The organism is Microbacterium meiriae, assembly GCF_040686935.1.
GTDB lineage: Bacteria > Actinomycetota > Actinomycetes > Actinomycetales > Microbacteriaceae > Microbacterium > Microbacterium meiriae.
Genome location: NZ_JBFBMF010000001.1, coordinates 1,069,435 through 1,094,377 on the forward strand (window position 1 = coordinate 1,069,435; position 24,943 = coordinate 1,094,377).

21 protein-coding genes are annotated in these 24,943 nt (G+C 71.5%); 12 read left to right on the plus strand and 9 right to left on the minus strand.

The genetic code is table 11. From position 1 onward, the window contains the following. Positions 1-15 precede the first annotated feature (15 nt). Positions 16-1,515 (minus strand): S8 family serine peptidase, encoded by a 1,500-nt coding sequence (locus AB0P08_RS05115; RefSeq protein WP_363588523.1) that lies wholly within the window; start codon positions 1,513-1,515, stop codon positions 16-18. Between the two features lie 153 nt (positions 1,516-1,668). On the opposite strand from AB0P08_RS05115, the gene AB0P08_RS05120 reads away from it, so the two are divergent. From AB0P08_RS05120 to AB0P08_RS05140, 5 genes are all read left to right on the plus strand, one after another. Then, positions 1,669-2,196: a cytochrome C5 gene (locus tag AB0P08_RS05120; RefSeq protein ID WP_259951761.1), complete on the plus strand. Its 528-nt coding sequence runs from the start codon at positions 1,669-1,671 to the stop codon at positions 2,194-2,196. Between the two features lie 365 nt (positions 2,197-2,561). Next, on the plus strand, positions 2,562-3,299 hold the full coding sequence (locus AB0P08_RS05125) for an SGNH/GDSL hydrolase family protein (RefSeq protein ID WP_363588525.1): 738 nt from the start codon (positions 2,562-2,564) through the stop codon (positions 3,297-3,299). A gap of 97 nt (positions 3,300-3,396) precedes the next feature. Next, the gene (locus tag AB0P08_RS05130) at positions 3,397-4,137 is read left to right on the plus strand and encodes a Type 1 glutamine amidotransferase-like domain-containing protein (protein WP_363588527.1); all 741 of its coding nucleotides are present in this window, start codon (positions 3,397-3,399) and stop codon (positions 4,135-4,137) included. Beyond that, positions 4,134-5,489 carry an anaerobic C4-dicarboxylate transporter family protein gene (locus tag AB0P08_RS05135; protein ID WP_363588529.1) on the plus strand — a complete coding sequence of 452 codons (1,356 nt, stop codon included), beginning with the start codon at positions 4,134-4,136 and terminating at the stop codon, positions 5,487-5,489. Before AB0P08_RS05130 ends, AB0P08_RS05135 begins: the two co-directional genes overlap by 4 nt. Position 5,490: 1 nt before the next feature. Beyond that, the gene (locus AB0P08_RS05140) at positions 5,491-6,825 is read left to right on the plus strand and encodes a threonine/serine exporter family protein (RefSeq protein ID WP_363588531.1); all 1,335 of its coding nucleotides are present in this window, start codon (positions 5,491-5,493) and stop codon (positions 6,823-6,825) included. Here AB0P08_RS05140 and AB0P08_RS05145 read toward each other — a convergent pair. The 5 genes from AB0P08_RS05145 to AB0P08_RS05165 form a co-directional block, all read right to left on the minus strand. After that, a complete protein-coding gene (locus tag AB0P08_RS05145; protein WP_363588533.1) occupies positions 6,822-7,076 on the minus strand; it encodes a type II toxin-antitoxin system RelE family toxin in 255 nt (84 codons plus the stop codon). The two genes, AB0P08_RS05140 and AB0P08_RS05145, sit on opposite strands and share 4 nt — an antisense overlap. Further along, a complete protein-coding gene (locus AB0P08_RS05150) occupies positions 7,073-7,336 on the minus strand; it encodes a type II toxin-antitoxin system Phd/YefM family antitoxin (RefSeq protein ID WP_268777520.1) in 264 nt (87 codons plus the stop codon). Before AB0P08_RS05150 ends, AB0P08_RS05145 begins: the two co-directional genes overlap by 4 nt. A 102-nt stretch (positions 7,337-7,438) precedes the next feature. Next, entirely contained in the window at positions 7,439-8,032 is a 594-nt protein-coding gene (locus AB0P08_RS05155; RefSeq protein WP_363588535.1) for a DUF305 domain-containing protein, read from the minus strand. A gap of 68 nt (positions 8,033-8,100) precedes the next feature. Beyond that, positions 8,101-8,496, minus strand: a complete 396-nt coding sequence (locus tag AB0P08_RS05160) for a DUF6153 family protein (RefSeq protein WP_363588537.1) — start codon at positions 8,494-8,496, stop codon at positions 8,101-8,103. A 38-nt stretch (positions 8,497-8,534) separates the two neighbouring features. After that, on the minus strand, positions 8,535-9,065 hold the full coding sequence (locus AB0P08_RS05165; protein ID WP_363588539.1) for an ECF transporter S component: 531 nt from the start codon (positions 9,063-9,065) through the stop codon (positions 8,535-8,537). A gap of 154 nt (positions 9,066-9,219) precedes the next feature. On the opposite strand from AB0P08_RS05165, the gene AB0P08_RS05170 reads away from it, so the two are divergent. Continuing rightward, the gene (locus tag AB0P08_RS05170; protein WP_363588541.1) at positions 9,220-11,526 is read left to right on the plus strand and encodes a helix-turn-helix transcriptional regulator; all 2,307 of its coding nucleotides are present in this window, start codon (positions 9,220-9,222) and stop codon (positions 11,524-11,526) included. A gap of 50 nt (positions 11,527-11,576) precedes the next feature. Here the strand turns inward: AB0P08_RS05170 and AB0P08_RS05175 are convergent, their stop codons facing one another. From AB0P08_RS05175 to AB0P08_RS05185, 3 genes are all read right to left on the minus strand, one after another. Continuing rightward, positions 11,577-16,775 carry a beta strand repeat-containing protein gene (locus tag AB0P08_RS05175; RefSeq protein ID WP_363588543.1) on the minus strand — a complete coding sequence of 1,733 codons (5,199 nt, stop codon included), beginning with the start codon at positions 16,773-16,775 and terminating at the stop codon, positions 11,577-11,579. A gap of 241 nt (positions 16,776-17,016) precedes the next feature. After that, positions 17,017-19,521 (minus strand): FtsX-like permease family protein, encoded by a 2,505-nt coding sequence (locus tag AB0P08_RS05180; RefSeq protein ID WP_363588545.1) that lies wholly within the window; start codon positions 19,519-19,521, stop codon positions 17,017-17,019. After that, positions 19,521-20,288 carry an ABC transporter ATP-binding protein gene (locus tag AB0P08_RS05185; RefSeq protein WP_187662901.1) on the minus strand — a complete coding sequence of 256 codons (768 nt, stop codon included), beginning with the start codon at positions 20,286-20,288 and terminating at the stop codon, positions 19,521-19,523. The genes AB0P08_RS05180 and AB0P08_RS05185 overlap by 1 nt, the downstream gene beginning before the upstream one ends. A 108-nt stretch (positions 20,289-20,396) precedes the next feature. On the opposite strand from AB0P08_RS05185, the gene AB0P08_RS05190 reads away from it, so the two are divergent. The 6 genes from AB0P08_RS05190 (at position 20,397) to AB0P08_RS05215 (ending at position 24,790) form a co-directional block, all read left to right on the plus strand. Continuing rightward, entirely contained in the window at positions 20,397-21,641 is a 1,245-nt protein-coding gene (locus AB0P08_RS05190) for a sensor histidine kinase (protein ID WP_363588547.1), read from the plus strand. After that, positions 21,629-22,267 (plus strand): response regulator transcription factor, encoded by a 639-nt coding sequence (locus AB0P08_RS05195; protein WP_062637512.1) that lies wholly within the window; start codon positions 21,629-21,631, stop codon positions 22,265-22,267. The genes AB0P08_RS05190 and AB0P08_RS05195 overlap by 13 nt, the downstream gene beginning before the upstream one ends. A 234-nt stretch (positions 22,268-22,501) precedes the next feature. Further along, a complete protein-coding gene (locus tag AB0P08_RS05200) occupies positions 22,502-22,846 on the plus strand; it encodes a PadR family transcriptional regulator (RefSeq protein ID WP_363588549.1) in 345 nt (114 codons plus the stop codon). Between the two features lie 2 nt (positions 22,847-22,848). Continuing rightward, the gene (locus tag AB0P08_RS05205) at positions 22,849-23,220 is read left to right on the plus strand and encodes a DUF1048 domain-containing protein (protein ID WP_363588551.1); all 372 of its coding nucleotides are present in this window, start codon (positions 22,849-22,851) and stop codon (positions 23,218-23,220) included. After that, positions 23,217-24,026 carry an ABC transporter ATP-binding protein gene (locus tag AB0P08_RS05210; protein ID WP_363588553.1) on the plus strand — a complete coding sequence of 270 codons (810 nt, stop codon included), beginning with the start codon at positions 23,217-23,219 and terminating at the stop codon, positions 24,024-24,026. Before AB0P08_RS05205 ends, AB0P08_RS05210 begins: the two co-directional genes overlap by 4 nt. Beyond that, positions 24,023-24,790: an ABC transporter permease gene (locus AB0P08_RS05215; protein WP_363588555.1), complete on the plus strand. Its 768-nt coding sequence runs from the start codon at positions 24,023-24,025 to the stop codon at positions 24,788-24,790. Before AB0P08_RS05210 ends, AB0P08_RS05215 begins: the two co-directional genes overlap by 4 nt. Positions 24,791-24,943 lie beyond the last annotated feature (153 nt).

Consider the following 24,943-nt stretch of genomic DNA (forward strand, 5'->3'; position numbering starts at 1 on the left):
GCGTGACCGCCTGTCTCATCGGACAGCGACCACGGGGAACGCCGGGTCGTCGCCGGAGGTCGCGGGGATCTGCAGCTGGGCCTTCTGCGCCGAGTCCAGCGTGAGGGTCCACCGCAGCCCCCGAGCCGTCCGCTCGACCTCGCCCACCGGCGGCACGGGGACCTCGACATCCGCGAACGCCGTCAGATCGATGTCCACGACAGCCCGTCCTCCCACCGCCCCGGCGTTGGCGAGGTCCAGGACGATCAGCGTGTCCTGCGGGTCGGCCGCGAGCAGCCGCGCGGCGAGCCCCGCGACGTGCGGGGAGGCCATGGAAGTGCCGGGGAACAGCGCGTAGATCGAGCCGTCGTCCTGACGGGTCACCGCAGACCAGACGACGCCGGGCGCGGTGACGGTGACCGTGCCCGCTCCGTAGTTGGAGAATCGGGCCATGACGACGGCGCCGCTGGTCTCGTCCTGGTCGGCGGCGGCGACCGAGATCACGTCGGGCAGCCCGGCCAGGGCCTTCAGGCACGACGAGTCGACCGGCCGCGGCTCGGGTGCACCGTCATTGGGGCTGACGACGTCGGTGGTCATGGTGGCGAGGTCCTGCGCCTCGTTGCCCACGGCGGCGACGCTGACGACGCCCTGCTCATGCGCGTACGCATACGTGCGCCGAAGGGCTTCGAGCGCGGCGGACTGCGTCTCGTCGCCGGCGCACCAGACGTACCAGGGGTCGACGTAGTAGCTGTGGTTCACGACCGGGATGTCGTGCCGGACCGCCCACATCGTGGCGCAGATGCTGGCCTCCGGGTAGATGTGCCCTGTCTGGTTGTCGACCTTGATGGCCGCGACGCGCGCGTCAGGGGCGATCCCGCGGATGCCGGCGCCGTCGGCAGCGCCCGCGATGCTGCCTGCCACGTGGGTTCCGTGGGCTCCGGAGAGTCCCGCTTCCGGAGCCCACGCCGCCGGTCGGGTGTCCGGGACGCCTTTGATGCCGCAGCCGACCGAGAGAGCGGGGTCGATGCGGTCGGCGAGGTCGGGGTGCCCCGCATCGATGCCGTTGTCCGCGACCCCGACGACCACACCTGCGCCGCCCGGGGTCGTCGCGCCGACGGCGACCGTGTCCCACGCGGTGCCCTCGGCAGGCATCGCCTCGGGTTCCTCCGTGACGCCTGCCGCGGACTCGGCGGGGTCGGGGAGGCGGTCGGGCGTGGTCGACGTGCGGGTGGGACCGACGGACTGCACCCACGGGAGGTCGCGGAGCTGCGCGGCGAACCCGCCCTCGGGCGCCCGGACGACGGTGACCCCGATCTCCGGGTACGAGATCAGGAACGTCCCTCCCGCGTCGGCGATGGCCGCACGCAGCGTCTCCTCGCTCGGACCGCCGGGGGCGGTGTTCACGACCCAGTTCAGGGCGGGGGTGTCGGGGGCGACCTCCGCAGCCGCCGGGAGCGGGGATGACGGGATCGCGAGGGCGAGAGCGACACCGACGGCGAGCGCCACGCCGATGCCGCGGGAGAGGGGACGGATCACAGCAGCCTGCCTTTCGAACGCGGCCCTGGGCCGTCGAGTCGGGATGGTCCAGTGAACAAGAGGCGCGAAGGGGTGTTCGATTACGCGCGACCGTGGGCCGAGGTCGCGGAAGAACCAGGGGCCACGGAAGGCAGGATGCGCGAGACTGGAAGCATGGCGCTCGAAATCCTCCTGTCCCGCATCGTCGAGAGCGGTCTGCTCGAAGACCCCGTCTCCGAGAACGGTCTCGTCTACGGACGGGCGAGCCTGGACGCCGCCGGCACCGTCGTGAACGTGAACGTGGACCCCGAGCTCGACGGCGACGAGAGCGCGGAGGACATGGATCCGGACGAGCTCGTGGCGGCCATCGCGCGCGTGCTCTCGATGAGCGAGAAGCGGTGGCGGGCGATCGTCGAGGAGGTCGCGCTCGACATCGAGGATGCGGTGGACGAGGAGCCGGTGGTCGAGCAGGTCGACCTGCGGGACGACCTCGAGGCCACGTCGGTCGTGGTGTTCGCGGACGCCGTGCTGCTCGCGTTCGTCGCCCCCCGGCAGTTCCCGGAGTCGCGCATCCTCGTGCAGCTCGATGAGGAGCTGGAGGTCGACGGCATCGAGGTGCGCGAGCCCGACGGCACCGAGGTCATCGACGTCGACACGCTCGACGAGCTGATGGACCTCATCAGCCGCGCCGACCGCGACTGACCGCCGAACAGGCGAACACGCGAGCACAGGCGACACCAGCCGCATGTGCCTGTTCTCGCGCGAGCGCCTGAACCCCCGCGCGCCCGCGCGACAGCAGGCAGACCCGCGGAAACAGCCCTCCTTCGCAGCCACGCGTATATCGGCGTTCCGGAATGGGCCGAAGGAACGCCCCCGAGGCCGGGGATGTGCGGCGGGCCGGGGGAGCAGCCCGCCGCACGAGGGGCTCGATTTCTCCACGTCGTCGGGTTGGGGATTCGACGATGTCCTGGGCCGCGGATCCCGTCCGCGCTCACATGCCCAGCCTCGCCCCTCGGCAAACAGGACGGGAACGGCCCCTGAGCATTACGCCGGATAAGCTCGGAAACGTGCCGATCGCCCCCTCCGCCTCCCCTGCCACCGCCGACGACGACCTCCGCCGCCTCGCCGACGCGCTCCGCGACCCGGCACCGCTGAACTGGGTCATCACCGGCGACTCGATCACCCACGGCCTGGTGCACACCCAGGGTGGGCGCAGCTACCAGGAGCACCTGCACGAGCTGGTCAGGGGCGAGCTCGAGCGCGTCCGCGACATCGTCCTCAACACCGCGATCAGCGGCAACCGGATCATCGACATCCTCGACGACTGGGAGCGTCGGGTCGCGGGCTGGCAGCCGGATGTCGTGACTCTCATGGTCGGCACCAACGACGCCTCGGACGGCGGACCGCGACCGGTCATCTCGCCGGACGACTACGCCGCGTCCCTGCACGACTTCGTGCGCCGGGTACGAGGGCTCGGCGCCATCCCGGTGCTCCAGACGCCGCCCGCCATCGACGTCCGCAATGCGCCGGAGCGGGCGCGGATCGCCGACTTCGCCGAGGCCGTCCGTCGGGTCGCGTCCGCGGAGGACGTGATCCTCGTCGACCAGTACGCGCACTTCGCGGAGCTGGGCGGTGGCGGGATGCCGTGGGGCCTCATGAACGACCCCTTCCACCCCAGCGCCGCCGGACACGCCGCTCTCGCCCTGGAGCTCGCCCGCGTCCTCGGCATCGCGCCGGAGGGACCGCGCGCCCGCACAGCCGCCCTCCTGGAAGGCTTGGTCGGCACGGCTCGCGTCTTCGGCTGAGAGGCCCGGATTCACCCGTCCAGGGTGACCGCTCTGGACGGCGGTGACGGCGCGACGCTAGGTTGAGCGCATTCACACTCGACAGTGAGGTGGGGGCATGTCGCACGTCGTCGCAACCGGGGCCGGCAAGGCCATGATGGAACGTCGGAACGATCCGACGCACGAGTACATCCTGAAGCTCACCGGCAAGGAGCGGCCTCGGGTCCTCTTCGTCGGCACCGCGACCGGCGATGACACCGCCTACATCGTGAGCTTCTACTCCACGTACGACTCCGACAGATGCGCGCCGCACCACCTGCCGCTGTTCCATCGCGCCGTCGACGACCTGGCCGGGTTCGTGAAGGGCTTCGACGTCATCCACGTCGGCGGCGGGAACACCGCCAACATGCTCGACGTCTGGAAGCGTCAGGGCCTCGACGAGATCATGCGCGAGATGTGGGAGGACCCCTCGTCGAACGTCGTGTTCACGGGAGGCAGCGCGGGCGGCATCTGCTGGTTCGAGGGCGGCACGACCGACAGCTACGGACCCACGCTGCAGGTGCTCCCCGAGGGTCTCGGGTTCCTGCACGGCAGCTTCTGTCCGCACTACGACGCCGAGGACCAGCGGCGGCCGCTCTTCCACGCGTCCCTGCTCAGCGGCGAGCTCTCCACCGGGTATGCGGTGGGCAACCTGCAGTCGTTGCACTTCGAGAACAGCGAGTTCGTCACGGCGGTCAGCCCGGTCGAGAACGCGTTGGCGCTGAAGGTCGAGGCGGCCGACGGGAAGATCGTCGAGACCGAGCTGCCGGTGCAGGTCCTCACCGGGGCGGCGCCGGTCGTGAAGGGGCCGTCGTCGTGAACGACAGCGTCTGGATCCTCGTCGCCGAGCTCATCGTCGTCGTCCTGGCGATCTTCATGGGCACCCGCACGAGCGGGATCGGCCTGGGCGTCTGGGGCCTCGTCGGCGTCGCGGTGCTCGTGTTCGTGTTCGGGGAGGCCCCCGGCAACGCCCCCGTCGACGCGGTGTTCATCGTCATCACGGTCATCACCGCGGCCTCGACCATGCAGGCCGCCGGCGGCATCGACTGGATGGTGTCGGTGGCCGCGAAGGTCATCCGCAAACGCCCGAAGTCCGTCGTCTTCCTCGCGCCGGCGATGTCGTTCCTCTTCACGGTCGGTGCGGGGACCGGCAACATCTTCTACCCGCTGCTGCCCGTGATCTACGACGTCTCCTACCAGCAGAAGATCCGGCCGGAGCGGGCGCTGTCGGTCTCGGCGGTCGCCTCGCAGGTCGGCATCCTGTGCTCGCCCGTCTCCGCGGCCACCGCATCGATGGTCGTGCTGCTCGCGCCGCAGGGCGTCGACCTCGGCGGCCTGCTCCTCATCATGTGGCCGGCATCGATCGCGGGCCTGCTCGTCGCCGCCCTGGTCATGATGCGTCACGGCAAGGACCTCGAGGACGACCCGGAGTACCAGAAGCGCCTGGCGGAGGGGCAGATCAAGCCGCCCACCGTCGACGCGCACGAGAACAAGCTCCCGCCGACCGCCGTGTTCTCGGCCTCGCTGTTCCTCGCCGGCGTCGCGGTGATCGTCTTCTTCGGCCTGTTCGAGAACCTCCGTCCGGTCATCGGCACCGATGACGACGGCGACCCGCTCCGCCTGAGCGTCACGGTGATCATCGAGGTCGTCATGGGCATCATCGCCGCGCTGATCTTCGTGTTCTGCAAGGTCAAGGCCGCCGACGTGCCGAAGCAGTCCACGTTCCCCGCGGGCATCGTCGGGGCCATCGCCCTGTTCGGCATCGCCTGGCTCGCCAACACGTTCGTCGCCGCGAACCAGACCCTCATCGTCGACGGGCTGGGCTCGGTCGTCTCCGGATCGTCCGCCTTCCTCGGCGCTCTGCTGTTCGCGCTGGCGCTCTTCGCGGTCGCCATGCTCACGACCAGCCAATCGAGCGCCACGAACGCGATCGTCCCGATCGGCATCACGATCGGTCTGCCCGCCTCCCTGCTGGTGGGGCTGTGGCCGGCGGCGATGGGCATCTACACGCTGCCCGCCAACGGCAGCCAGGTGGCGACGGTCGCGTTCGACCAGACCGGGACGACGAAGATGGGCAAGTTCGTCATCGACCACTCGTTCCAGCTGCCGAACCTCGTCTACGTCGGCACGGCGATCGTCGTCGGGGTGGCGCTGTCGTTCCTGTTCACGTGACATGACCGACGTCGTCGACCGGTCGGCGCTGCAGCAGTTCCTCCTGGGACTGGCTCAGGGCATGAATGCATCGGCGGAGTCCGTCGACCGCATCCGGGACACGATCGCCGAGGTGGCCACGGCATCGGGGGGAGACGGCGCCGACTTCGTCGTCCTGCCGACGATCATCATCGTGGAGACGGGGGACGCGGAGGAGCAGCGGGTCGCGTTCCGGTCGGCCACGAACGCCTCGTTCCGCTTCGACCAGATCGCCGCGCTGTACGACCTCATCGCGCAGGCGAAGACCGGCGCCGTGGACCCGCTGGACGGCATCCGGCGGCTCAACGAGATCGGCGCGATGCGCCCGCGGCTCGGCTGGTTCACCCGCACGCTCGGGCATGCCATCCTCACGACCGGCCTCGCGCTCCTGCTCGCGCCGACCTGGCAGGGCGCGCTCGTCGCCTTCGTGCTCGGGTTCGGGATCGGCCTGCTCAAGCTCGTGCGCTCCCCCACACTACAGCTGGTCATGCCCATCGCCGCGGCCTTCGTGTGCGCCGCCGCGGTGTTCCTGCTCGCGGAGGTGATCGAGATCGGCGACCCGATCCGGCTGCTGATCGCGCCGCTGGTGACCTTCCTCCCCGGCGGCGTGCTCACCACGGCGACGGTCGAGCTCGCAGCCGGGCAGATGATCTCCGGTGCGTCCCGCCTCATCTACGGGTTCGTGCAGCTCGCCCTCCTCGCCTTCGGCATCCTCGCCGCGGGCGCGGTGGTGGGCGTCTCGAGCGACTCGTACGAGGCGCTCGACGCCTCCTCGTCCTACCTGCCCTGGTGGGTGCCGCTGCTGGGCATCCTCGTGTTCGCACTCGGCAACTACCTGCACTTCTCCTCCCCGCCGTCCACATTCGGGTGGGTGCTGCTCGCCCTGGTCGTCGCCTACCTCGGCCAATGGGCGGGAACGGAGTTCATCGACCCGGCGGTAGGCGGCTTCGTCGGCGCGGTCGCCGTCACGCCGGTCGTGTTCTGGATCGCCGGGCTGCGCCACGGGGCCCCGTCGCAGCTCACGTTCCTCCCCGCGTTCTGGCTCCTGGTGCCGGGAGCGGCGGGGCTGGTGGGACTCACCGAGGCGGTGGCGACCGACAGTGGTCTCGCCGACTTCACCGCCGCCCTCGTCTCCGTCATGTCGATCGCCTTGGTTGTGCTCATCGGCACGGCGCTCTACCGCGTCGTGCACCATGGCGCGGAGGAGTTCGTCCAGTTCGCCGTCGCCCCGCCGCCCGCGGAGGACGAAGAGCCCGCGCCGACGCTGTGGCATCGCCTCTCCGCGCCACTGCGCCGCCTGCGCCGCCGCCGTCGCTAGCGGTACACCTCGCGACGGTGGCCGGCGTGCACGACGACGACCGTCAGGGTCCCGTCCTCGATCCGGTAGAGCACCCCGTAGTCACCCGTCCGCACCCGCCACTCCGGTCGGCCGGTGAGCTTGCGTGCTGCGGGGGGCCGCGGGTCTTCGGAGAGGAGCTCGATGACGGCCTGGATACGTCGCCTCGCCTCAGGAGGGAGCTTGCGGATCGCCCGCACGGCGACAGGCAGGACCTGGACGTCGTAGGTCACGGCACGAGCCCGAGGTCCCGCTTCACCTCCTCCCACGGGATCGGCGTCTCGGCGAGTCGGGCGGTCTCCTCCCAGGCGGCATCGACCGCGCGGATGTCGGCCAGTTCCTCCGCGTCTTCGAGGAGTCGCTCCAGCAGGCTGGCATCGACGACAGCCGCCACCGGGAGGTTTCGTCGGGTGAGATAGACGGGCTCCTTGCGCGCCTCGTCGATGATGGACGCCAGCCGCCCCCGGGCTTCCGTGATCGCGATCTCGCTCATGAGACCATAGTAGTGCGAAACGTACAGAACAGCGCGGAAAGGACAGATCGCAGAAAGGCGACGGGCCCCGCCCCGCGGAGGCGACGCGGGGCCCGATGCCGCTCAGAGCGTGGCGAGGATCTCCTTCATCTCCGCGATCTCCGCGGTCTGCGCGTCGACGATGTCGTGCGCGAGGGCGACCGCGTCGGCGTTCTCGCCGTCCGCGACCTCCGTCTCGGCCATCTCGACCGCGCCCTCGTGGTGGGCGATCATCTGCTCCAGGAACAGCCGGGACGCCTCCGGGCCCGCGGCGGCTTCGAGCGCGGCGAGGTCGTCGTCGCTCATCATGCCGTCACCGTGGTCCATCTCCGCGGGGTCACCCGCCTCGGCACCCCAGTCGTCGAGCCACCCCTGCAGCTGCTCGATCTCCGGGCCCTGAGCGGCCTTGATGCGTTCGGCGAGGTCGGTCACCCGTGGGTCGACGTCATCCTTCGCGAGCACGATGTTCGACATCTCGACGGCCTGCTCGTGATGGACGATCATCATGGACGCGAACATCGCATCGGCCTCGTTCGCTCCGGCCAGCGGGGCGTCCGAGGGGGAGTGATCCATACCGGAGTGGTCAGCCGGTCCCGCAGGTGCAGCCGAGGCGCATCCCGCGAGGGCGAGGGTGCCGACCAGCACGAGGGCGGCGGCGGCAGCGGTTCGATTCTTCATTTCTCTCTCATCTCTGTCTGTCGGAAGGGCGTCCGCGGTCGCGGAGCCCGGGCGCTCACCAGCGCCGATCAGGTCCGACTGATGCAGAGGACGTGGAGTGAGGGGGGACGGAGAGGGGCGGCGGCGGTTCCCGCGCGCACGCGGAGGGCGCGCAGCAGGGGAGCGATCACGGCCGCGCGGGTGGGGCGCAGCACCAGGAGCAGTCCGCCGAGGAGCGCGAGGACGCAGGCCGCGCCGCCATCCCCCGCGGAGTCGTCGGGGACGACGGCCGCCTCGGCGACGGACACCGCATGCGCCGCCGACGCCGAGGGGTGCCCGGGCACCGGTGCCGCGTGGCCCGCCATCGCGTGCGCTCCGGGGGTGCCGTGCGTGTCGAGCGCGTGCATGCCGAGGAGCCCGAGCACGACGCCGCCCACGAGGAGGACGACGAGCAGCGCCCTCTGGAGCACGCGACGACCGGCCATGGGTTCACTATACCCGGTGGGGGTATAGTGGACCGCAGTCAGTGGGTGACGCCCGCGCGACGCAGCAGCCGGCGGACGGCGAGGACGACTCCCGCCACCGCGAGCTCCCCGAGCACCCGGCCGAGCAGCGTGGCGATGAGCACCGGCGGGACGAGGTGCTCCGGGGAGAACACCGGGAGGGCCACGAGGAAGAGCACCACCCCGGTCACGGCGCCGGCGAGCAGGACACGACCCGGGCGGACCGCGGCGTCGCGCCGGAACGGCAGCGCGAGGTCGAGGACCGCGCCGCCGAGGACGAGCGGCACCACCCCGAGCAGCCCGATGGGGGACACCGCGAGCGTCAGCACCCCGGTCACGAAGGCGGCCAGCGTCGCCATGCCAGGGACCCGGGTGACGACGCGCGCGAGGAAGGGCAGTGCGGTGTGCACGGCCGCGACCAGGGCATACGCGGGAGGGGAGGCGGCGGCCAGCACGCTCGTGACCGGGACGACAGCCAGGAAGACGAGGGCCTGAACCGCGCCGAGGGCTGCGCTCACGAGCAGGGCGCTGGTCGGCACACGGCGGGACACGGGCGATATCGGACCACTCACTCCTCCGAGCCTAGAACTCCCGGTGCCCCCGCTCCGCAGCGTCCTGCACCGTGCGGGTTTGGATATCGTAGGGGTGGGGATGCGTACCTGGGGAGGGACGATGCCGGCTTTCGGCGCGCAAGGGGACAAGAGGTTGCCGCGGGTTTCCGCGCACGTGATCGGGCGTCCGCGGCTGAACGCGGTGCTGGATGCCGGGGCTCCGCTCACGCTGCTGCGCGGCGCCGCGGGCTCCGGGAAGACCACTGCACTGGTCGGCTGGGCCTTCACCTGCTCCGCGCGGGTCGTGTGGCTCACGGTCACACCTGCGCTGGCGACGAGCCCGGCACTCGCGGACGCGCTGCTGCGGGCGTTGCGCGGCACGGACACGGACACGGGCGCAGGCAGCACCGATCCGGCCACCGGGGACGGCTGGCCCGCCGTCGGGCACTATCTGTGCGATCACGAGGAGCCTGTCGTCATCGTCCTGGACGACGCCGCCGCGCTCGACCGGGATGCGGTCTTCGACCTCTGCCGCACGGTCGCCGTCCCGTCGCACGTCCGCCTGATCGTCGCCACGAATCGCCCCAGTCCCTTCGACAGCGACGGCATCGGCCTCGTGATCGACACCGCGCTGATCTCTCCGGAAGACCTCGCGTTCGACACCGACGAGATCCGCCGCGCTCTCGACGTGGACGAGGACACCGCCGTCGCCGTGCGGGCGGCCACCGAGGGATTCGCGGCGGTCGTGCGTGCCGCCGCTCTCCGCGGCCGTGCCCCCGACGGCACGACGATCGTGGAGGGCGCGGCGGCGGCGGTCGACGACTACCTCCGCAGCCGCATGGAGGAGGGCACGTTCGGCGCCGGCGTCCTGGAGGGTCTTATCCGGATCAGCATCACGGACACGGTCGACCTGCCGTTGGCGCAGGCCCTCAGCAGCGATCCGGACATCGGCGCGGCCCTCGACGAGGCCGAGGCGTTCGGCTTCGGCCGATGGTCGACGGACTCCGGGCGCCGGACCTTCACGATCGCCGCGCCGGCCCGCACCCTGCTGCGTCACGACCTCCTGCGGCGGTTCCCCGCCGAGATCCGCGTGCTCCGACGCCTCGCGATCGAGGGCGCCCTGCGCCGCGGCACCCCCTTCGAAGGACTGCGCCTCGCGATGGAGGAGGACGACCTCCACCTCGCGGCCCACGTCATCATGTCCGGGTGGAGCCACCTCCTGGACCACGACGGTCGCCGGGTCGTGGCGCTGCTGGGCGACCTGCCTCTCGCCCGGCTGAAGCAGGAGCCGCTGGTGGCCATGCTCCTGGGCATCTGCCTCAATGCCAACCGGCTCCGGCGGGTGCGCGGACTGCAGCTGCTGCGGATGGCGATCTCCGCCGCGAACGCCCGTCGGAACACGCTCTCGCCGACGGAGCGCCTGTTCATCGACGAGGCCGCCGCCCTCGCGGCGTCGCAGGGCAGCGGGAAGGCGTTCCACGCCGTCAGCCTCCTCGGCGGGATCCACGCCCTCAACGGCGATCTGCCGGAGGCCCGGCACTATGTCGAGATCATCCGCGACGGCTCGTGGGATCCCGCGCAGCTGGACGGCTACCGCGGCACGTTCTACCGCGTCGCCGAGGCGATGCTGGCGGTCGAGGACGGCGACCTCACCGCAGCCAAGCACCACGCGCGCGCCTTCCTCCCGCACCGGGCGACGAGCGAGCACTGGACGACGATGGCGACGGTCGAAGCCTGGATCGCGCTGCACGAGGGCGATGCAGCCGGCGGACTGGAGCGACTGGAGTCGTTCGCCCGGCTGCGCGGACGCGAGGCCGGCTCTCCGCCGGCCCGCCAGGCGCTGAGCCGCCCGCGGATCCTGCTCCACCTCGCCCTCGGCGACATCCGCGCCGCGCGTGGCGTCAAGCAGCGCGACGCCGGGGCGGACCGCTTCGGCACCCTTCTGGAACGGGCCAGGGTCGCCTTGATCGACGGTCGCGCGCCCGAGGCGGCGCGGCTCCTCTCTCACACGCGCCTCGAGCCGACGACCTCGCGCGAGCGCGCGGAGGCCGCGGCGGTGCAGAGTGCAGCCCTCCACCGGGTCAGTCCCGCCGCCGCGCAGGCCGTGACCGCGGCGCTGAACGCCCAGCTCGCCGACCGCGGACTGCGCACCCCGCTGGCGCTGCTCAGCGCCGAGGATTTCGCCGCCGTCCGCGCCGACCTCGCTCCGATCGGCGGCGCGCCGCTGCCCGCCCGATCCGCGTTGCCGTCGTTCGCCGCCCGCCCGAGGCTCTCCTCGCGGGAGCAGGTGGTGCTGCACGCGCTCACCACGGGGGCGCCGCTGCCCGAGATCGCCGCGGAGCTCCAGGTCTCGCCGAACACCCTGAAGACGCAGCTCCGCAGCATCTACCGCAAGCTCGACGCGGCCAACCGTACGGAGGCGCTCGAACAGGCCGCCCGGCACGGCCTCCTCCGCGGATGACGAGAGCCCCGCCCGTCGCAGACGACGGGCGGGGCTCTCCGGCGGAACCGCTAGCTCTGCATGCGGCGTCGGCGCACCAGCAGCAGCACGGCACCGCCGATCAGCAGGGCGATCGCGAGCCCGAGGACCCACGGCGCCAGCTGTCCACCCGTGAGGGCGAGCGGCGTCAGCACCGGGTTCTCGGTCGTGCTCGTCGGGGGCGTGATCGTCTCCCCGCCGGGAGGCGTGGCCGAGGCCGTGGCCGCGTTCCGCAGCGTCGCTCCGGCCGCGTCCGCATGCACTGTCGCGGCATAGGTGATCACGACGCGCTCCCCTTCCGCGAGGCTGCCGGTCCAGCGCAGCGTCGTGCCGTCGATCGTCGGCGCGGCCACCGCACGGTCACCCACCGTGGCGGTCGCCGTGCCGCGGAGGTCGGCGTGCCGCAGCACTCCGGCCAGGTCGTCCGTGACGACGACCTCGTCCAGACCCGTCTCGCCGGTGTTGGTGCCGGTGAGGGTGTAGGTCACGACGCTGCCCGTCGCGACGGCGGAGCCGGAGGCGGGGTCGGACGACTTGACGAACGTGAAGCCGGGAGTGCCGACGGGGTTCTCCGTCGTCACCGGCGGCGGGGTCAGCTCGGCGCCGCCGGGAGGCGTGGCCGTGCCCTCGACGGTGTTCGCGATGATCGCACCGCCGGCGTCGCCGTGCACGGTCACCGAGTAGGTGATCGTGACGCGCTGGCCGACCGCGAGGTCACCGGCCCAGGTGAGCTCGTCGCCAGCGACGACGGGCTCAGGCGCGGTGCCGTCGCTCAGGGTCGCCGTCGCGTCGCCGTTGTAGGCGGCGTGCGCGAGCACACCCGAGAGGTCGTCGACGATGCGGACCGGAGCCAGCGCCGTCTCGCCCGTGTTGATGCCGGTCACAGTGTAGGTGAGGACGCTGCCCGGGTCGACACGCGTGCCCGAGGCGGGGTCGGCGAACTTGCGCAGCTCGAAGCCCGGCTCGTTCACGGGGTTCTCGGTCGTCGCCGGCGGCGTCTCGATGGGCGGCACGCCACCCGGCGGGGTCGCCGAGCCGGAGGCCGAGTTCTCGATCACGGACCCGCCGGCATCCGCCCGCACGGTCACCGAGTAGGTGATCGTGACGGTCTCACCGACCTGCAGCGCACCCGTCCACGACAGCCCCTCCTCGGCCACCGTCGGCGCGGTGGTCACCGTGCCGCCGATCGTCGCGGTCGCGTCGTCGTTGTACTCGGCGTGCGCCAGGACACCGGAGAGGTCATCGGTGATGGTGACAGGGTCGAGAGCCGTCTCCCCCGTGTTCACGCCGGTCACCGTGTAGGTGAGGACGCTGCCCGGGTCGACCGCCGTGCCCGCAGCCGGGTCGACGCTCTTCGAGACCGAGAATCCGGGCTCGTTGACCGGGTTGGTCGTGACACCGGGCGGCGGCGTGATCGTGGATCCTCCCGGCGGGGTCGCCGTCGCGGACGCCGCGTTCTCGATCACGGTGCCGACGCCGTCGGCGCTCACGGTCACGGAGTAGGTGACGGTCACGGTCTGGCCGACCGCGAGCGCCCCCGTCCACGACAGCTCGGTGCCGTCCAGGGTCGCGGGAGCCGCAGCGGCACCCGCGATGCTCGCCACGGCGTCCGCGTTGAACGTCGCGTACGGCAGCACGCCGGACAAGTCGTCGGTGATCGTCACCGGGTCGAGCACCGTCTGGCCCGTGTTGACCGCGGTCAGCGTGTAGGTGAGCACGTCACCGGGGTCGACAGCGGTACCGGCGGCGGGGTCGACGGTCTTGGCGAACGCGAAGCCGGGCTCGTTCACGGGGTGCTCCGTGCTCGACGGCGGCGGCGTGATCGGCGTGCCGGGAGTCGTGGGGCTCTCGGGGTCGCTCGGGTCGGCGGGGATGAGCGGGGTCGCCTCTCCCGTCGCCGTGTTCGCGATGGTCTCGCCGCCGGCGGTGGCATCGACGGTCACCGAGTAGGTGATCGCGACGTCCTGGCCGGGGCGCAGCACGCCGTTCCACGAGAGGGCGCCCTCGGCCACGCGGACGTCGCCGCGGGTGGCGGACACGTCGTCGTTGTACGACGCGTGGGCCAGCGCCGCGCGCAGGTCGTCGCCGATCTCGACGGGGTCGAGGACGGTGTCGCCCGTGTTGCGGCCGGTCACGGTGTAGGTGATCACGGTGCCGGGGTCGACGCGCGTGCCCGTCGCCGGGTCGGCCGTCTTGGTGACGGTGAACCCGGGGGTCGCGACGGGGTGCTCCGTCGTCGCCGGCGGGGTCTCGACCGGGGTGCCCGGCGTCGTCGGAGTCTCCGGGTCGGTCGGGTCGGTCGGGATCAGCGGGGTGCCCTCACCGGACACCGTGTTGCGGAGCAGCACGCCCGTCGCATCCTCGTCCACCGTCACCGTGTAGGTGATGTCGACGCGGTCGCCGGGAGCGAGCGTCCCGGTCCAGGTGAGGGTGGTGCCGGAGAGCGTGACGGATCCGGACGAGGCCTTCGCGTCGCCGCCGTACTCCGCGTTCGCGAGGACGGCCGAGAGGTCGTCGACGATCGTCGCGGGGTCGAGGACGGTGTTGCCGGTGTTGACGCCCGAGACCGTGTAGGTGATCGTGTCACCCGCGCGGACGGCGGTGCCGGAGGCCGGGTCAGCCGACTTCGTGACCTCGAAGCCCGTGTCGACGACGGGGTGCTCCGTCTCCGCCGCCGGCGGGACGATCGGGGTCCCCGGGGTCTTCGCCCCGGAGGGGTCGGCGGGGTCGGTCGGGATCTGCGGCGTGGCCGATCCGGTGACGACGTTGTGCAGCAGGGCCTTCTCGACGCCCGCGTCCACCGTCACGGTGTAGCGGATCGTGACCGATTCCCCGCGCGGGATAGCGCCGGTCCAGGTGAGGGTGGCGTCGGCGACCCGCACGGAGCCGCGGTCGGCCGTGACGTCGTCGTTGTAGCCGGCGGAGCCGAGCACGCCCGACAGGTCGTCGACGATCTCCGCGGGATCGAGGTCGGTGTCACCCGTGTTGGTGCCGGTGATCGTGTAGGTGATCGTGTCGCCCGCGGACACGGCCGTGCCGGAGGCGGGGTCGGCCGACTTCGAGATGGTGAAGCCGGAGCCGATCACGGGGTGCTCGGTGGTGACCGTCGGCGGGACGATGGGCTCGCCGGGAACCTGCGGCCCGGTCGGGTCGCCCGGGTTCGGGGTGGTCGGGGTGCCCGATCCGGTCACGCTGTTGCGCAGGATCTCGCCGGAGGTGTCGTCGCCCACGGTCACCGAGTACGTGATCGTCACGGTCTGTCCGGGCTGGAGCGTTCCGGTCCAGACGAGGGCGTTCCCGGTCAGGGTCGCGCCGCCCGTGGTGACGGTGGTGCCGCCGACCGTGGTCGTGATGTCGTCGTTGAAGGCGGCGCTCGCGAGCACGCCGGAGAGATCGTCGGTGACGGTCGCCGGGTTCAGGACGGTCGCCCCGGTGTTCGTGCCCGTGACGGTGTACTCGATGGTCTGGCCCGGCTCCACCACGGTGCCCGCGGCGGGATCGGAGGTCTTCGCGACCTCGAAGCCGGCGACGGGGTGCTCGGTGGTGACGGCCGGAGGGGTGATCGGAGGCAGACCCCCGGGCGGCGTGCCGGATGCGGTGACGCGGTTGGCGATGCGCTCGCCCTCCACGCCCTCGTCGACGACGACGGAGTACGTGATCGTGAGTACCTGCCCGGGCTCGAGGGCACCGGTCCAGGCGAGGTCGTCGCCCGTGACGGTGGCGGCACCGGACGACACCGGGTCGCCGTCGATCGCCGTCGCCACGTCGCCCTGGTACTCGGCGTTGGCGAGCACACCCGACAGGTCGTCGGTCACGGTGACCGGGTCGAGGCGGGTGTTGCCGGTGTTCTCGGCCTGCACCGTGTAGGTCAGTCGCTGGCCGGCCTGCACGGCGGTGCCGTCGGCGGGGTCGGAGGTCTTGCGCAGTGCGAGGTCCGGCGCGAGGCGGACGTTCGTGTAGGTGCACGTGACGTCGGTGCCGAGCGGGCCGGACGGCTGGGTGACCTGTCCGGCGGCGGTGACGGCCACCGGGGTGGTCGAGCCGTCGGCGTTCACCTGCAGGCAGACGAGGGAGGCGTCGTACTTCGTGAGGTCGGTCGAGCCCGCCGCCGACTCGGACAGCCGGAAGGTGTCCCCCTGGTTGGTGAACACGGGGCCGACGTAGTCCGGCTGCAGACCGGAGCGGTCGCCACGGGTGACGGCCTCGGTCTGCGCGACCTGGTAGCCGACCGGCGACTGCACGCGGAGCCCGAACTGGTCGGTCCCGGCGTGACGGCCTTCGGGGAGATCCTTCTTCAGCGTCAGCGTGTTCGGGAACGTGCAGCTCGCCATGTCGGTGGGCGAGAAGGTGCCGAGCGAGGTGGTGTTGACGGTCTGTCCGCGGGGCAGATCGACCTCGATGATGCGGTTGCCACCACCGGAGACCGAGACGAAGATGTGGCCGAGGTTGCCGAACGCGATGCCGTTGCCCTGCACGCCGGCACCCATGTCGTGCACCTGCTTGGCATCGATCGTCGCGGTACTCGGTTCGAGCGTGGCCGGGAGGTCGGAGGAGTAGATGAAGTTGTCGGCGACGAGCACGAGCTGGCCGGAGGCGCTGAAGGCCATGTCGCCGTTGGCGCCGAACGCGCTGCTGCCCGCGGTCGGTCGGAGGGTTCCGACCTGCACGTAGTTCTGCGGCGTGACGTTCTCGTTCCACGCGTAGAGGTTGATGGCGCCGTTCACCGTGCCGCTGGCGAAGTAGTAGACGCCCGTCACGGGGTGCACGGCGCCGCGCAGCACCGAGGAGTTCAGCGTGAACGTCGTCTGCGCCGTCGTGTCGGTGACGCGGTCGTGCTTTGCCAGCGTCTTGGTACCGGCGGCGTTGGTGACCGTGTAGGCGTACCGCCCGTTCGAGGAGAGCCCGAGGGCGTTGTTGGAGTGGTTCGCGCCGAGGTTGATGGAACCGAGCGTGCCGCCGTCGCCTGGCGCTCCGCCCTGCTCGTTCACGGCGAACTCGCGCACCTCGGTGGCGCTCTGCACGTACACCGCTCCGGGCGTGCAGAGGAACGGCTCTGCCGCGGCGGCAGGCGCGGCGGTCAGCGTCCCGCCGATGACGATCATCGACGATGCGACGAGCGCCGTGCTCACGGCACCGCCGATCAGCCTCTTGGTCCGGCCCCGCCAGCGGCTGTGCCGCTCCGGCGGAAGGCCATCGGACGTGCGGTCCTTGCGGGCAACACGGAATCCCATGACTGCTCTCCCCATTCATCGCGTTCCGGCACGCATCCGCGCACACGGAAGCCCCCGCCCCCTCAGGCGACCGCCGAGCACCCTTTCGGGCAGGGTGGACTCGGTCCGGGCCTCCGCCAGCCTGCCCGGCTGCCGCGGAGGCCCCCGACCGAACCGGGGGAATTCACCCCTGCTTTTCACCCCGGGACGGCACGCCGGAGGGCGCACCGGGATCCCGATGCGCCCTCCGGTGGTCGCGGGCCTACTCGCGAGAGCCGATCTCCTCGATCGGGCGGCGGCGCAGCGCGGCCCCTGTCGCGACCCGCAGCGCGACGAGGGCGAGTGCGCCCATGCCGCCGACGATCGCGAGGGAGCCGAGCACGGGCATCGCCGGGAGCGGCTGCCCGGAGATGCCGTAGCTCATCCCCATCAGCGGCGGGATCGCCACCAGCACGCCGAAGACCATCGCGAGGGCGGCGATCAGGATCGCCTCGGTGCGCATCGTGGCGCGCACCTGTCCCCGGGAGGCGCCGATGAGCTGCAGCAGGGCGAACTCCCGGGACCGCTCCCCCGTCGCCATGACGAGCGTGTTCACGACGGCGATCGCGATGTACCCGAGGATGACCAGCAGACCGATGAGGCTCACCCATCCCTGCTGCGACACGGCCCCGGTCATGCTGGGCTTCTGACCCGAGCCGGGGGCCACCTGCAGACCGTCGGCGGCGAAGGCGTCGGCCGGCGCGTCACCGTCCACCGACACGAGGGCGAACGAGTCGAGCGCTGCGGAGGTGTGCGCGCGGACGTGGTCGACCGCCATGGTGAGATCGCCGAACCCGAGACCGCGCTCGTAGATGCCGACCACGGTCGCCTCCAGCGGCGCCCCGTCACCGAGGACGCCCGTCACCGGGTCGCCGACGTCGAGGCCGAGCGTGTGCGCCGCATCGGCGCTCACCGCGACGGTCGCACCGCCGTCGAGGGCGGTGAGGGACCCCTCCTGCACCCGCAGGTCGAGCAGGCCGTCCGCGGTCGTCGGGTCCACGCCCTGGAGCACGTACTCCGTGCGCTCGATCTGACCTTCGATGTCGAGCGAGTCGAGCACCGCGGTGCTGACGACCACGCCGGTCGCTGCCGTCACCCCCGGCTCGTCGCGCAGCGCGCCGACGGCGTCGGGGGAGAGCCCGGCCGGGGCGGCCACACGCAGGTCGGCGGTGACCCCGGCCCGGGCCTGGGTCGCGGCCTCGTCCGCGACGATCGCCGGCCCGCCGATCTGCACGAGACCCAACCCGATGCCGAGGGCGATCGGGAGGATCGCGGCCGCCATCCGCCGACTGCCCGCGGTGGTGTGGGCGGCGGCGAGGAAGCCCGCGGCCGACGAACGACGCAGCACCGGCCCGACGAGGCGCACGCACAGGGCGACGAGCCACGGTCCCAGGAGCGCGAGCGCCACGATGAGCATGATCGCGGCACCGGCGGAGGCGCCGACCGCTGCGTCGCCGCGGAGCATCAGCGGGACGGTCGAGACCGAGACGCCGGCGGCGGCGAACACGATGCCGGTGATGATGCGGGGCAGGCCGATCGGGCCCTGGCCCGTCGAGGACTCGCGCAGCGCCTCGATCGGATCGAGGCGGGCGGGGCGCCGCGCTGCAATGCGCGCCGCTCCCCAGGCCGCTCCGAGCACCAGCACCAGTGCGCTCAGCGCCGGGAACGGGCTCAGCGCGAGGGCGAAGTCGCCGGGGATGACTCCTCCGGCCACGAACGCCGACTGCAGTGCGGAGGACAGCAGGTACCCCGGGGCGATCCCGAGCAGCGCGGCGACGACGGCGACCGCGAGCGTCTCCCGCGCGATGAGGGCGTGCACCTGCGACGGGGTCGCCCCCACCGCGCGGAGCAGGGCATACTCGCGGCGACGCGCCTGGACCGACAGCGACAGCGTGCCCGCGACGATGAAGAGGGCGACGAGGATGCAGGTGCCGACGAACGCGCTGCCGATAGCGATGAGCAGGGTGCGCGCCGCCGCCGAGTCGAGGAACTCCACGTCTCCTCTGGCGTCTCCGGTCCGGGCGACCAGATCCGGGAACGCCTCGCGGATCGCGACCGCCGTGCGCTCGGGGTCCCCGTCGACGAACACGCCGAGCGCCTGCGGGGCCCCGTCGTGCGGGTCGAGGTCGCGGATGCGCTCGTCCGTCAGGAACACCGACACCGCGCGCTCCGGCAGGCTCTCCGCCGAGACCACACCGACGACCGTGTACGTCGCCGCGATGCCGCCGTGGGCGAGCGCAAGGGAGTCGCCCACGGCGTGCCCGGCTCCGGAGACCACCACGACCTCGTCGTCGGCGGCGGGCTCCCGCCCCTCCGCGGGCGTGAAGCCGGTGAGTGCCGTCGCGGACCAGGGGTGCGCCTCGACCACGGCAGGGGCCGTCCCGCCGGGCACCGACAGAGGCACGGTCACGTCGGCGACCACGGCCTCGACGCCCGGAAGCGCAGCGATCTCGCGCGCGGCGTCGGCGGGGACGGAAGCGCGCTCACGCAGCGGCACCGGCAGGTCCTCCGGCACGTCGACCTGCTGCACCGCCCCGACGACCACCTCGGCCGCCGTGTAGCGCTGCGGGGCGAGGCCGCCGCGGATGCCGGACTCGACGAGCACGCCGAGTCCGGTGACGAGTGCACTCGCGACGAAGATGGCGACGAAGACCCCGGCCAGACTGCGCCGATGATGACGGAGGTCGGCGCGGACGATCCGTCCGAGCCCGAGCGGCGCGGCCGACATCACCACTCTCCCAGCGTGCTCATGCGATCCGTGATCTGCTGCGGGGTGCCGCCGTCGAGATGTCCGGCGAACGCCCCGTCGGCGAGGAAGATCACCCGGTCGGCGTGCGAGGCCACCACGGGGTCATGCGTGACGACGACGACGGTCTGATGCAGCTCCTTCGCGGTGTGCGCCAGGAGGTCGAGCACCTGCTTCCCGGTGCGGGAGTCCAGGGCCCCGGTGGGCTCGTCGCCGAACACGACGTGCGGGCGGGTGATGAGGGCTCGGGCGATCGCGACGCGCTGCTGCTGTCCGCCGGAGAGCTCGGCAGGGCGACGGTGGCGACGGTCGGTGAGCCCCACCGCGTCGAGCAGCGTCTCGAGCCGGCCGTGATCGAGGGGGCGGCGGCCGAGGCGCAGCGGGAGGGTGATATTGTCCTCCACGCTCAGCGCCGGCAGCAGGTTGTAGGCCTGGAAGACGAAGCCCACGTGGTCGCGGCGGAAGGCCGTGAGCTGCCGGGGCGTGAGCGCGGAGATCTCGGTGCCGCCCAGGTGCACCGTGCCACTGGTCGGGCGGTCGAGACCTGCGGCACTGTGCAGCAGTGTGCTCTTGCCGGAGCCGGACGGCCCCATGATCGCGGTGAACGAGCCCCGCGCGATGGCGAGGTCGATGCCTCGGAGTGCGGTCACCCGGGTGCTGCCGGAACCGTAGGTCTTGACGAGGCCGCTGAGGCGCAGGGCCTCGGCGGGGGCCGCTTCGACGAGCGGCGCAGAGGAGAGGGAGGTCATGCTTCGACGGTAGGAAAGCCGCGCGACGGCTCCCATCCCGCACGGTGCCGCATCGATGGTGGAGCTGGCTCTACCGCGGGCCGCGGGGCGCTCGGGCAGACTTGCAGGGTGAACGACGGATGGATGCGCCGCTGGCTGCGTGGATGGCTGCCCGATGCGCGGTTCCTCGCCGTCGAACTCGGGGCCTCCGTCGTGTCCCTCGCGCTGTTCTGCGTCATCCTCGTGCTGCTGCCGCTCATGCTCATCACGGGCGGGGTGCTGCTGCTCCCGCAGGTCGTGCAGGTGCTGCATGCCTGGAGCGACCGGGCGCGCCGCCGGATCGGACGCCGGCGCGGGGAGGACCTCCCCCCGCTCACGCGCACGCTGCCGCGCGGCGCGACGATCGACGAACGGCTCCGCTACGCCTTCTCTCGCGCCACCGCCCGAGACGCGCTATGGGTCACGGTGCACGCCTTCCCGGTGATGTGGCTGTCGCTGCTGACGCTCGCGCTGCCCCTGTCCGCCGTCAACAGCCTCGCCGTCACCTGGTACTGGCAGTTCGCCCCGGCCGACGACCCGGTGGGCTCACCGTACCCGGTCACGTCGTGGGAGCTGGCGTGGACCATGCCGCTCGTCGCCCTCGCCTATGCGGTGGCCGCGCTGTTCCTCGTGCCGGTGGTCGCCCGGCTGGTGGCGTTCGTCTCGGCGAAGCTCCTCGCGACGCCGCAGAAGTCGCGCCTCGCCGCCCGCGTCGACGCGCTGACTCTCAGCCGTGCGGCCGCCCTCGACGCCCATGCCGCCGAGCTCCGTCGCATCGAGCGCGACCTGCACGACGGCGCCCAGAACCGCCTGGTGAACGTCGTGATGATGCTGGGGATCGCGGAGCGCGCCCAGGAGACGGGCGGCGACGTGCTCGAGCCGCTGCGGCGCGCGCAGGACGCGGCGACCGATGCCCTCGCCGGCCTCCGCCGCACGGTGCACGACATCTATCCGCCGATCCTCGACGAACTGGGTCTCGAGGGGGCGCTCGCCTCGCTCGCCGGGCGCAGCGTCGTCCCGTGCACGCTCGACGCCGCGGACGTCGGTCGGGTGCCGGCAGCGGTCGAGTCGGCCTCGTACTTCGTGGTCGCGGAGGCGCTGACCAACGTGAACAAGTACAGCGCCGCGACCCGCGCCACGGTGCGGGTCGAGCGAGAGGGCGAGCTGCTCCTCATCACGGTGGAGGACGACGGGGTCGGCGGCGCGGTCGAGCGTCCGGGCGGGGGTCTCGCGGGGATCCGACGCCGGGTGGAGGCGTTCGAGGGCACGATGGACCTGTCGAGTCCCGCCGGGGGACCCACCATCCTGCGGACGGAGCTGCCATGCGGATCGTGATCGCGGAGGACGACACCCTGCTGCGGGAGGGCCTCGCGCTCCTGTTGCGCAGTGAGGGCTTCGACGTGATCGGCGCCGTGCCGGACGCGGACGGGTTCCTCGCCCTGCTCGACGAGGCCGATGCGGCGGTGGTCGACGTGCGGATGCCGCCGACCTTCACCAGCGAGGGGCTCAAGGCCGCGGCCGAGGCGAGAGCCCGCCGCCCGGGCTTCCCGGTGCTCGTGCTCTCGGCGTACGTGGAGGACCGTTACGCGGGGGAGCTCCTCGCGGCGGGGGCGGACGGCCTCGGCTACCTGTTGAAGGAGCGGGTGGGCAAGGTCGCCGCGTTCGTCGACGCCCTGCGCCGGGTGGCCGCCGGGGGGACCGTGATGGACCCCGAGGTCATCTCGCAGCTCATGAGCCGGCGTCGCGCCGACGACCCCGTGCAGACCCTCACTCCGCGGGAGCGTGAGGTGCTCGGGCTCATGGCCGAGGGCCTCGACAACACCACCATCGCCGCACGCCTGTTCGTGACGGAGACCGCGGTGAGCAAGCACATCGGCAACATCTTCGCCAAGCTCGGGCTCGCCGCCACCGACAGCGGCCACCGTCGAGTCCTCGCCGTCCTCGCCTATCTCCGCAGCTGACGCTTCCGCCCTCCCCTCCGACCTCCCCTCCGAGACCCCGGGTTGTCGTCGACACCCCGGGGTCCTCGCGTCGCCACGCGGGGGTCTCGCCGTGTACCCGGGGTCTCGGCGAGAAGAGGGGGGAGGAAGTTCAGTATTCGGTGTTGCTAAGTACCGGTACTCAGTGTTACTTTGTACCGGTACCCAGCAACACCGAGTACCGAACGGAAGACAAACAACGAGAGGAGGGTACCGATGGGCAAGCAGATGACCGAGATGCTCAAGGGAACCCTGGAGGGCATCGTGCTGGCCCTCCTCGCCGAGCAGCCGGCCTACGGGTACGAGATCACCGCACGGATCCGAGACCACGGGTTCACCGACATCGCCGAGGGCACGATCTACGCACTCCTGGTGCGCATCGAGCAGAAGGACCTCGTCGACGTCGAGAAGGTGCCGAGCGAGAAGGGCCCACCCCGGAAGGTGTACACCCTGAACGCCCAGGGCCGACAGGAGCTCGAGGAGTTCTGGACCACCTGGAGCTTCCTCAAGACGCACATCGAACAGCTGGAAAAGCGCGACACCGAGAACAGGGAGAACTGAGCATGGCCGCGAAGTGGATCGAAGCGATCACCGGATCACTCGAAGAGAAGAAGCTGTACAAGCAGGCGCAGGCCCGCATCAACGCCCTCCCCGAACCGTACCGGGAGATGGCGAAGGCCCAGCAGCGCTACAACCTCTACTACGGGGGCCTCACCGACGGCGACACCATCGTGAAGATGTTCCTCGACATCGCCGACATGTGGGAGCGCGCCGCGATCGACGGCACCCCGGTCAGCGCGATCGTCGGCGACGACCCGGTCGAGTTCGCCGAGAACTACGCCGCGGCGTACGGCGGTCGCCAGTGGATCGACAAGGAGCGCGCACGCCTCATCAAGGCGTTCGACGACGCGAAGAAGAAGGAGGAGGAATCATGACGACGCCTGCGATCTCCGTCCGCGGCATCGAGAAGTCGTACAAGGACCTGCACGTGCTGCGCGGCGTCGACTTCGAGGCGGAGCGGGGATCGATCTTCGCCCTCCTCGGGTCGAACGGCGCGGGCAAGACCACGATGGTCCGGATCCTCTCCACGCTGCTGAAGGCGGATGCCGGCGCCGCGTCGGTGCAGGGCATCGACGTCGCGACGGACCCCCTCGGCGTGCGGGAGAGGATCAGCCTCACCGGGCAGTTCGCCGCGGTCGACGAGATCCTCACCGGACGCGAGAACCTCGTGCTCGTCGCGAAGCTGCGGCACCTGCCCGACCCGGGTGCGGTGGCCGACCGGCTCCTCGCACGGTTCCGGCTCACGGAGGCCGGGGGTCGCAAGGTCGGCACGTACTCCGGCGGGATGCGACGCCGGCTCGACATCGCGATGAGCCTGGTCGGCGACCCCGAGGTCATCTACCTCGACGAGCCGACCACGGGCCTCGACCCCGAGTCGCGCATCGAGGTGTGGGACGTCGTGAAGGAACTCGCGAGCGGCGGCACGACCGTGCTGCTCACCACGCAGTACCTCGACGAGGCCGAGCAGCTGGCCGACCGCATCGCGATCCTCCATGAGGGCCGCATCATCGCGAACGACACCCTCGCCGGACTCAAGCGGCTCCTTCCGCCCGCGAAGGTCGAGTACGTCGAGAAGCAGCCCACCCTCGAGGAGATCTTCCTCACCCTCATCGACCCTTCGACAGGCTCAGGGACCCAGGCGGGCTCGGGGACCCGAGTCCAGAGAGGAGATGCAGCATGACCACGCACTTCGCCGCCGACACGGCGACGCTCACCGGCCGCTCGATGCGGCACATCTTCCGCAGCCCCGACACGATCATCACCACCGCGGTCACCCCGATCGCCCTGATGCTCCTGTTCGTGTACGTCTTCGGCGGCGCGCTCCAACAGAGCACCGGCGCCGAGAACTACGTGAACTACCTGCTGCCGGGCATCCTGCTCATCGCGATCGCGTCGGGCATCGCCTACACGGCGTTCCGGCTGTTCACCGATATGCAGAGCGGCATCTTCGAGCGGTTCCACTCCATGCCGATCGCCCGGTCGAGCGTCTTGTGGGCCCACGTGCTCACGTCCCTCACGGCGAACGCGATCACCCTCGCGATCATCTTCGGGGTCGGGTTCCTGATGGGCTTCCGCACCGGGGCGAGCGTCTGGGCCTGGCTCGGAGTGATCGGCATCCTGATGCTGTTCACCCTGGCGCTCACCTGGCTGGCGATCATCGCGGGCCTGAACGCCAAGACCGTCGACGGGGCGAGCGCCTTCTCGTATCCGCTGATCTTCCTCCCGTTCATCAGCTCGACGTTCGTGCCGACCGACACCATGCCGGCTCCGGTGCAGTGGTTCGCGGAGAACCAGCCGGTGACCTCGATCGTCAACTCCATCCAGGCGTTGTTCGCGGGGGAGCCGGTCGGGTCCGACATCTGGGTCGCGCTCGCCTGGTGCGTCGGGATCCTCGTGGTCGCCTACGTCTTCGCGATCATCTCCTACCGGAAGAAGGTCAGCTGATCGACGTCCAGCGAGACGGAACGCTCCGACCGGGGACTCTCCCCGGCCGGGGCGTTTCGCCGCGCTCGGCGCGTGTTCTCCCGGCCGCGTTCCGTCGCGTCGGGTTGCGTCAGGTCGCAGATTCTCGCTGAGGTCGCAGCTTCGCCCGGAATC

Bases quoted from the DNA above. Each gene is read 5' to 3' on its own strand.
- AB0P08_RS05155 (WP_363588535.1), bottom strand. From the start codon at position 8,032: ATGAAGAATCGAACCGCTGCCGCCGCCGCCCTCGTGCTGGTCGGCACC.
- AB0P08_RS05160 (WP_363588537.1), bottom strand. From the start codon at position 8,496: ATGGCCGGTCGTCGCGTGCTCCAGAGGGCGCTGCTCGTCGTCCTCCTC.
- AB0P08_RS05130 (WP_363588527.1), top strand. From the start codon at position 3,397: ATGTCGCACGTCGTCGCAACCGGGGCCGGCAAGGCCATGATGGAACGT.
- AB0P08_RS05205 (WP_363588551.1), top strand. From the start codon at position 22,849: ATGGCCGCGAAGTGGATCGAAGCGATCACCGGATCACTCGAAGAGAAG.
- AB0P08_RS05200 (WP_363588549.1), top strand. From the start codon at position 22,502: ATGGGCAAGCAGATGACCGAGATGCTCAAGGGAACCCTGGAGGGCATC.
- AB0P08_RS05120 (WP_259951761.1), top strand. From the start codon at position 1,669: ATGGCGCTCGAAATCCTCCTGTCCCGCATCGTCGAGAGCGGTCTGCTC.
- AB0P08_RS05140 (WP_363588531.1), top strand. From the start codon at position 5,491: ATGACCGACGTCGTCGACCGGTCGGCGCTGCAGCAGTTCCTCCTGGGA.
- AB0P08_RS05150 (WP_268777520.1), bottom strand. From the start codon at position 7,336: ATGAGCGAGATCGCGATCACGGAAGCCCGGGGGCGGCTGGCGTCCATC.
- AB0P08_RS05180 (WP_363588545.1), bottom strand. From the start codon at position 19,521: ATGTCGGCCGCGCCGCTCGGGCTCGGACGGATCGTCCGCGCCGACCTC.
- AB0P08_RS05195 (WP_062637512.1), top strand. From the start codon at position 21,629: ATGCGGATCGTGATCGCGGAGGACGACACCCTGCTGCGGGAGGGCCTC.
- AB0P08_RS05175 (WP_363588543.1), bottom strand. From the start codon at position 16,775: ATGGGATTCCGTGTTGCCCGCAAGGACCGCACGTCCGATGGCCTTCCG.
- AB0P08_RS05215 (WP_363588555.1), top strand. From the start codon at position 24,023: ATGACCACGCACTTCGCCGCCGACACGGCGACGCTCACCGGCCGCTCG.
- AB0P08_RS05185 (WP_187662901.1), bottom strand. From the start codon at position 20,288: ATGACCTCCCTCTCCTCTGCGCCGCTCGTCGAAGCGGCCCCCGCCGAG.
- AB0P08_RS05210 (WP_363588553.1), top strand. From the start codon at position 23,217: ATGACGACGCCTGCGATCTCCGTCCGCGGCATCGAGAAGTCGTACAAG.